This is a genomic window from Pectinatus frisingensis (assembly GCF_015732285.1).
Classification (GTDB): domain Bacteria; phylum Bacillota; class Negativicutes; order Selenomonadales; family Selenomonadaceae; genus Pectinatus; species Pectinatus frisingensis.
On sequence record NZ_WIQU01000030.1, the window covers coordinates 38,152 to 45,923 of the forward strand.

A 7,772-nucleotide genomic window follows, 5' to 3' on the forward strand; every position below is an offset into this window, starting at 1 on the left:
TACAGTAGGGGCGCTGATCGGTCAATATCAATGTCTTTTTTTATTGCCTTATTGTAATTGCTGGATATTTGTATAACCAAGAGAGTAAATGTACAAAAGTCGATCTGGAAACTGCCCATAATGCGTATAATGAAAAAGAACTGCAAATTATGCGTTCAGCAGCTTATGTAGAAGGAACCTTGAATATTCCAAAGCCAAAAGGCCATCGGTCCGGTTAACTCCAGCCATCTATCCTGGATTTTAGAGCCATAGTTCCGGATAATGTCGGCCATTTTACCTATTTCGCTGTACAATAAAATCATACACGAATTTTGTGTAAATATATTGTACAGGAGGTCATTTTTATGACCCAGTATCGTGAAATTCTTCGGCTTCACTCTCAAGGTATCAGTCAACGTAGCATTGCACGTAGTTGCCAGTGCTCTCGTGATCGAGTTTCTCAAGTAATCACCAAAGCGGCAACTTCGAAAATATGCTGGCCCTTAGATCCAAAGATAACCGATCCTGACCTTGAACAATTACTATTTCCCAAAAACATATCCCGCAAATCATCTCGTCGATATCCAGATTATGCATACATCGACAAAGAAATGATGCGTAATGGCGTAACCTTGAAGCTTCTCTGGAAAGAATTCTGTGAAGAATGTCATCAAGCGCAAGCGCTGCCATTAATGTATTCTCAATTCTGTTTTCATTACAGAGAATTTGTTGAAAAAAAACGTGCAACCATGCATATTCCAAGAAAACCAGGCGAACAAATCGAAGTTGACTGGGCTGGAAATCCGGCACGTGTCGTCGATAGAGATACGGGTGAATTTATTCCAGCTTATATTTTTGTCGGTGTGCTTCCTTTCAGCATGTATGCTTATGCAGAAGCTTTTCCTTCAACTGATATGGAAAGTTGGATTACTGCACATAATCATATGTATCGGTTTTTCGGTGGAGCAGCCCGAATGCTGATTCCAGATAATTTAAAAACGGGTGTTGATCGCAGTAACTGGTATACTCTGCAAATCAACAGAACCTACCATGAATTAGCTGAGCATTTCAATACCGCTGTAATCCCTGCTCGTGTCAGAAAGCCGAAGGATAAACCAAGCGTCGAAGGTACGGTGGGTAATTTATCTACTTGGATTACTGCCGTGCTACGCAATCAGAAATTTTTTTCTTTTACAGAACTAAATAACGAAATACGGCTGCGTCTAGATGCCTTCAATCAAAAACCTTTTCAAAAAAGAGAAAGCTGTCGGTTGAGCGTATTCCTTGATGAAGAAAAATCCTTTCTACTGCCATTACCAGCGAAACCATATGAACTTGCACAATGGAAGCAAGCCACCGTACAAGCAAACTATCATATTGCTATAGAAAAACGATTTTACTCTGTACCTTATGAATACATCAAGCAAAAAGTGGATGTTCGCGTAACAAAAGATATGATCGAAGTGTTTTATCATGACAATCGTATTTGTTCCCATAGACGTTTACATGGCCGTATCGGTCAATACAGCACCGTAGAAGCACATATGCCGGAAGATCATCAGAAATACTTCAACTGGAACAAAGAAAATTTTATCAACTGGGCCGAAAAAATTGGAACACATACAGCTACTGCTGTTAAATCCATTCTGAATTCTTTTAAAGTAGAACAGCAGGGATATAAAAGTTGTATGGGGCTTTTGAAACTGGCAGATAAATATTCACTAGTACGTCTGGAAGACGCTTGTGAAAAGGCACTGACTTATACACCGAGGCCAAGCTACAAGATGATCCATAACATCCTTGTAACAGGACAGGATAAGATCCCTGCATCGACCAAAACGAAGGAATCGGCTTCTACTGAAGAATCCTATGCCTTTGTCCGCGGTGCCGCCTATTATGGAGGTAAGCATCATGATGACAAATGATGCGACAATCAACAAACTGATTGAAATGCGTATGTCGACAATGGCAGATGCATACCGGATTCAAATGCAGGACAATTCAATGGAAAGTTTTTCTTTTACTGATCGTTTTGCCATGCTTGTCGATACAGAGTATACAAGCCGCAAAAATAATCGTTTACATCGGCTCATCCGACATGCAGAATTTGATCAACCCGAGGCCTTTATAGCAGATATTAACTATCAGTCCGGGAGAAAACTGGATAAAAAGCTTTTCGAAAGGCTTTCTTCCTGTGACTATATTAATGACAGACACAATATCATTATTTTGGGTTCCACAGGTTCAGGGAAATCTTTTCTGGCTTGTGCCTTGGGAATGGAAGCTTGTAAACATTTTTACACCGTGAAATATATTCGCTTGCCAGAACTTTTGGCGGAATTAGCTCTCGCACGCGGTGAAGGAACCTTCAAGAAAGTGCTTAAGCAATATGCAAAATATAGTTTGCTCATTCTCGATGAATGGCTACTAACCTCGCTGGAAGAAACGGAAGCAAGGGACTTACTGGAAATTGTCCATGCCCGACACAAAAAGGCTTCAACTATCTTTTGTTCACAATTTGCTCCGGCCGGATGGTGTAAGAAATTCAGTGAAGCAACGATTGCCGATGCTATACTAGATCGCATCGTTCATGATTCATATACGATAGAAATAGACTATATCGATTCAGAACATAACAAATCCATGCGAGAAATTTATGGTTTAAACGATAAAACAGAATAAAGATTAAAACGGTTGCCTTTATCCGGAACTATGGCCTTTAAGTTCCGGAAGGGTGGCCAAAACTAAACGGTCTACTGGCCCTTAAGAGCCGAAATACTCAGGAACCTTTTATAGCAATATTACCCGGTTGCGTTTGTCAATTCAAAAGTGAGCCACGCGCTAGCTTAAAAGTGAGCCACATAACGCTAGCTTGAAAATGAGCCAGCTACTACAGTCGTTGAGCTTTTAAGGTCTGGTCAAGACGGTAAGATTCGCCATTCATATCTAAAACATAGGATTTGAATGTCAACCGATCTACCAGAGCGGCTACCATGGCCGTATTCTCAAATAACTCCGTCCATTGAGAAAATGCTAAATTCGTCGTAACAATGATGCTGCCGCGCTCACTACGGTCGGAAACCACTTTGAATAACAGCTCTGACTGGAATCTGTCAAAACTCACATAACTCATTTCATCCAGAATAAGCAAGGATGCCTGACGAATCCGTTTTTCTAGCTTACCAAGGCTATAGTGATCTTTCGCTTCAGCCAACTCCGTAGACAGAGTGGCCGCATTCTTAAACAACACGCTCATGCCTAGAGCACAGGCTTTCAGCCCAATCCCTATGGCCATATGCGTTTTTCCTCGGCCGGGATTGCCAATCATGACCACATTCTTCTTCTCACCGATGAAGCGGCAGCTGGCAAGCTCATTGACAAATACGTTGGAAATCTGGCCACCATAACGGGATAACTCTAGTTCTTCCAATGTTTTGGTATAGGGAAAGCCAGCGGTTTTTAGCCGTTTGCGGTTTTGGTTTTCTTGCCGCTGAATGCTTTCTGCTTTCATTAATTCCAGCAAGAGTTCATCAAACCTAGCATGAGAACTCGCTCGCCTCAACACATCCGAGTACTTTGTAAAAGTAGGCAATTTTAACTGTCTGGCATATAGCTGTATCTGTTCGCGGATAGGATCAATGTCCATAAGCGATCACCTGTTTCCCGCCGCCAAGCAAATCGTATCTTTTCAGGTCCACAGATTGTACCAGAACTACATCCGTAATGACGGGAACTTCCTGTTGGGGAAGATTGCAATGCTGACGCAAAATGCGCATCATTTCGTGGGGATCGTTGGCATGGGTTCGAAGCTCTTTAAAAACGTCTTCCGGCAGGTTTTGCCGTACGGGAGCAGCATTGAGGATCGCTCGCCCCCGCTGTTCCAGTAGCGGGAGGTAGTGTTCTAACTTGTATATCGACTGATGTTTTCCCAAGCAACGTTCATGAGAAGCAATCAGCTTGCCACCTAAATATACTTTTACTGTTTGCGCATATCCCTTCACTCCGACAGTGCGCCCCACATAGTCAACCGGGACTGAGTAATCGTTGGTGTTGAAACGAATTGTGGACAGTGATGTTACTCGAACACTGCTACATTTGGCTGTTTCAAAGGGATAGAGAGGAAGGGGTCTGAGAGCGGCTTGTTCTTCCTGCAAAAGGTCTCTTACAAGGGCGCTTTTACCTTGAATTTGGTGATCACCATAATTTTTACACCGATCCGCTAGGCGGGAATTTAATTCCGAAAGAGCAAAAACTCGTGGGATTGGGACCAAAATATTGCGACGAGCCCAGCCTACAAGCCCTTCCACCAGCCCTTTTTCATGGCCTTCTGCTGGATTGCAAAACAGAGCATCAAAACCGTAATGGGCACTTAGCGCCGTATAGCCGGCTTGCTTTTTCGCATGAGCGCCAAAGCCATCTTTCACTGCCACTTTTCCGTTATCGAAGATGACTTTCTCCGGAATACCGCCGATCTGTGCAAATGTTCTTACGAAGGCGTCAAGAAAACTTTCCTCGTTCTGGCGGCGATAAGCCAACACTATTGGCATGCAACTAAAACATAGTCGAGCACAGAACAGATGGATCGTTTGTTTAACGCCATTTATGTATACGACTGCCTCGCCCCAATCAACCTGAAGTGCTTCTCCCGGTGAGAAAGCCAGCGGAATGAAAGCATTGGAAACAGTTTTCTTCAATTCACGTACTTTCCCGCGCACAGTAGATTCTCCACCGGTAAACCCGCGTTCCGCTACTAGGCGATCATAAATTCGCTTAGCGGTGTGATGTTGCTTATGAACATTCTGAATCTCATCTTCTGCCAGACATTGCTGAATAAAAGTGACGACTTCGGCCGTTAATGCCACGGGGGCACGCTCTGTTATCTTGCGCTCCCATGGCACTGCGGCTCCAGTGCAGTACTTTGCCACTGTGTTTCTGGATAGATGGAGTGCTCGGGCAATGCTGCGCTGGCTTTCACCTCTCAGGTATCTCTGGCGTATTTCTTTGTAGTCCTTCACGGTTATGACCACCTCGATCACCTCTGATTCGAGAATATCCCGATCAGAAGCGGATTTCAAGTGGCTCACTTTGGGGCTAGCATTTTACCGTTTATTGGCTCACTTTTAGATTAGCATTTATAACCCGGTTGCAGGAAACGGCTGAGTTTGCTAAAGCCATGAAGTATAAGAAACTGGGGATGGCTTTTTGTATCGGGTTGAATGAAGAAGCGCATTATGGACGACGGAGAAGTATGAAAGAAATTTTGAGAAAATAAGATGAATATGTGAATAAAACTGCCGCACGCGGCGATTTCATTCATGAATATGCAATTACACACTTGTCCGTCATTAGGAAGGCGGGAAACGGTGGATTGCATCTTTGTGAGTTTAATCCTGTTCGTGCGGCAGCTTTATTAATTTTACAAGCTGATATGTAATTATTATAATATGTGTGTTATGTTTAATTTTAATTGAGAATATTTTTAGGCCAGACAATAGTGAGGTAACATATGGTAATTTCAAAAGCATGGCAATGGGAAAATGTGGATAATACCAGCAGGCAGTATTGGGAAGAACCGGCAGTTGAAAGTTATTATTTGATTAATCGTTGGAAAAAGCAGAGTAAGGATAAATTCCTTGATCTTGGCTGTGGCCTCGGCCGACACAGTGTCCTTTTTGCAAAAAATGGTTTTGCTGTATGGGCGTTTGATTTAAGTGCTTATGCTGTTGCTAAAACGCAAGAGTGGATGAAAAAGGAAAAATTGTCAGTAACATGCAGTGTCGGCGACATGATTAAATTGCCATATGAATCAGAATGCTTCGATTGTATTTTATGCAGAAATGTTATATCACATTCTGATACGGAAGGTGTAAAAAAAATACTTTCAGAGATTCTGCGTGTTATGAAAAAAAATGGAGAATGTTATTTGACACTCGGTTCTAAAAATGCGTGGGGATTTACACAACCTTGGCCGGTCGTTGATGAGAACACGAAAATACGTCTGGAGGATGGGCCGGAAAATGGAATTCCGCATTTTTATGCAGATTTAAAGTTAATTAAAGAATTGTGCGTCGATTTTGATATGATTTCATTACAGCATATAGAAGACTATATAAATAAAGGAACTTTGCATTCATGTGGCTGGCATTGGCATGTTTTGCTTAAAAAGTCATAATAACTAAACTGGACAATTAAGGAGAAATTTATATGATAAATGAAAAACGGCTTTTAAACGAAATTTTGGAATTTGTGCAGATTGTTAAGGAAGCCGTGGTTAAGGTGAACTGATATTATGCTGTTATGACTTGTTTTACGATTTTTAAAACTTCCTGATAGGGATCATTTCCTTGGGAAAGAGCATGGTGTATGCACATGAAACTGATTTGTGAGCCAATATAGTTGCGGAATTTGTTAAAGTTGATTTTATTCATGTCGTCATTATTCATACCGTATTCTTTTTTTGCGATTTGCTGGAGCATGGCGGCACTTTCTTGCGAAGCGGGAGTACTTAGTACCCAGTCATGGTCTCCAAGATGGACGATAAATCCTTCCTGTTTATGCGGCAGGGGGAGTGTTTCACCGTTGCTCGCTAAAAGCCCCAGCTTTATAGGATCTTTTTGTGCAATAAAGGCTGCTGATTTGAGCCATCCGACCACTAATGCTTCATCCTGGGGCGTTCCCGGATGATCATGGGCGCAGGCCTGTGCCACAATCACGTCGGGGGGAAAATCGCGGTAAATGGATTCAGCCAGGCTGAATATGTGATGCGAGCCTGTCATGGCGATGGGCAGCTCTACCAGTGATGCTCCGTTTGGCTGCCATTGGAATACCCATGGTTTAGCAATGTCATGTAATATTTCTCCAGCTATAGCCGTGTTATAATTGACGTCATAAAGAAAATTATTTGAATATGATTTACATATGCCTTGGGCTATTGTTGTATTATTCAAAGTATGCATTACCAGACCACCTGGGTAGGCATGGTGGCTGTCATAGCCGCTGCCGGGAGCAGTGATAAATGGCTGTGGCGGTTTCATTGGGTTTTTAAGCGGGGGGAAAAGCGTTTCGGCAGTTATTTTATTTTTATCTATAAGACCATTATCCAGAAGCTTTGTGTAAATACGCTGAACGTCATTGGAAGAATCATATTGCTGCATAAAAGTCATGGATGGATCATTTAAGACTTTTTTAACATTTCGGCTAAGATCTGTATCGGTAATGCTGTCGGCGTCGTCCAGTAGTCTGTGCCAGCCATCATTGACCATATTGGAAAGCTTCACAGCATCATCTGGTTTTTCAGGACATTTGGCAAGTGGGGTAGAAGTTATTTTACTGCTGGCGGCAAAAGATATATGCGGCATACTTAGAACAGCCATTCCGGCTATGGTTCCGGCAGATATTTCTAAGAAACTGCGGCGTGATAATCCTGATGGATTTACATTTGACACAATGATTTCCTCCTAAATATGTAAAATAAAATAATAACTGGAAAAGTTAAATCTGATAGCTTTCGTTTATTATATTCCAGTTGGTAATGTGTAATATTACGGTTATATTAATGTTTTATGAAATATTTCTTGATTGTGTCGGATAGTAAGGTGCAAATTACCGTCGTTGAAGCAGTTCCCTGTTATTCTATGGGCGGACAAAGTGCAAGGTGTATTTCGAAGTTTATAATGATACTGACGACTTTCTTTGGGGCACCGGAATGTAGTTAGTGTTTTTCCAACATGTTATAGAGTTGCTGACCCAAAGGCTCCCTTCCAGGGGAGCTGTCGGCGCAGCCGGCTGAGGGG

General features: G+C 42.2%; 8 protein-coding genes. 5 read left to right on the plus strand and 3 right to left on the minus strand.

Going from position 1 to position 7,772, the window contains the following annotated elements; translation table 11 throughout:
• The first annotated feature begins 68 nt into the window (after nucleotides 1-68).
• From I6751_RS05280 to istB (I6751_RS05290), 3 genes are all read left to right on the plus strand, one after another.
• A complete protein-coding gene (locus I6751_RS05280; RefSeq protein ID WP_196599002.1) occupies nucleotides 69-218 on the plus strand; it encodes a hypothetical protein in 150 nt (49 codons plus the stop codon).
• A 126-nt stretch (nucleotides 219-344) separates the two neighbouring features.
• Nucleotides 345-1,904 (plus strand): IS21 family transposase, encoded by a 1,560-nt coding sequence (gene istA / locus I6751_RS05285; protein ID WP_196599003.1) that lies wholly within the window; start codon nucleotides 345-347, stop codon nucleotides 1,902-1,904.
• Nucleotides 1,891-2,661, plus strand: coding sequence for an IS21-like element helper ATPase IstB (istB, locus tag I6751_RS05290; RefSeq protein ID WP_231038027.1), 771 nt, complete (start codon nucleotides 1,891-1,893; stop codon nucleotides 2,659-2,661). The genes istA (I6751_RS05285) and istB (I6751_RS05290) overlap by 14 nt, the downstream gene beginning before the upstream one ends.
• Nucleotides 2,662-2,869: 208 nt before the next feature.
• On the opposite strand, the gene istB (I6751_RS05295) is transcribed toward istB (I6751_RS05290), so the two are convergent.
• Both istB (I6751_RS05295) and istA (I6751_RS05300) read right to left on the minus strand, forming a co-directional pair.
• Complete coding sequence (gene istB, locus I6751_RS05295; RefSeq protein WP_196590412.1) at nucleotides 2,870-3,625, minus strand: IS21-like element helper ATPase IstB; 756 nt, start codon at nucleotides 3,623-3,625, stop codon at nucleotides 2,870-2,872.
• Nucleotides 3,615-4,994: an IS21 family transposase gene (gene istA, locus I6751_RS05300; RefSeq protein ID WP_330998196.1), complete on the minus strand. Its 1,380-nt coding sequence runs from the start codon at nucleotides 4,992-4,994 to the stop codon at nucleotides 3,615-3,617. The genes istB (I6751_RS05295) and istA (I6751_RS05300) overlap by 11 nt, the downstream gene beginning before the upstream one ends.
• Before the next feature lie 128 nt (nucleotides 4,995-5,122).
• Between istA (I6751_RS05300) and I6751_RS05305 the strand changes: the two genes are divergently transcribed.
• Complete coding sequence (locus I6751_RS05305; protein WP_231038028.1) at nucleotides 5,123-5,251, plus strand: DUF1847 domain-containing protein; 129 nt, start codon at nucleotides 5,123-5,125, stop codon at nucleotides 5,249-5,251.
• Between the two features lie 234 nt (nucleotides 5,252-5,485).
• Entirely contained in the window at nucleotides 5,486-6,151 is a 666-nt protein-coding gene (locus tag I6751_RS05310) for a class I SAM-dependent methyltransferase (protein WP_196591574.1), read from the plus strand.
• Between the two features lie 115 nt (nucleotides 6,152-6,266).
• Here the strand turns inward: I6751_RS05310 and I6751_RS05315 are convergent, their stop codons facing one another.
• A complete protein-coding gene (locus tag I6751_RS05315; protein WP_196591575.1) occupies nucleotides 6,267-7,424 on the minus strand; it encodes a TAT (twin-arginine translocation) pathway signal sequence in 1,158 nt (385 codons plus the stop codon).
• Between the last annotated feature and the right edge of the window lie 348 nt (nucleotides 7,425-7,772).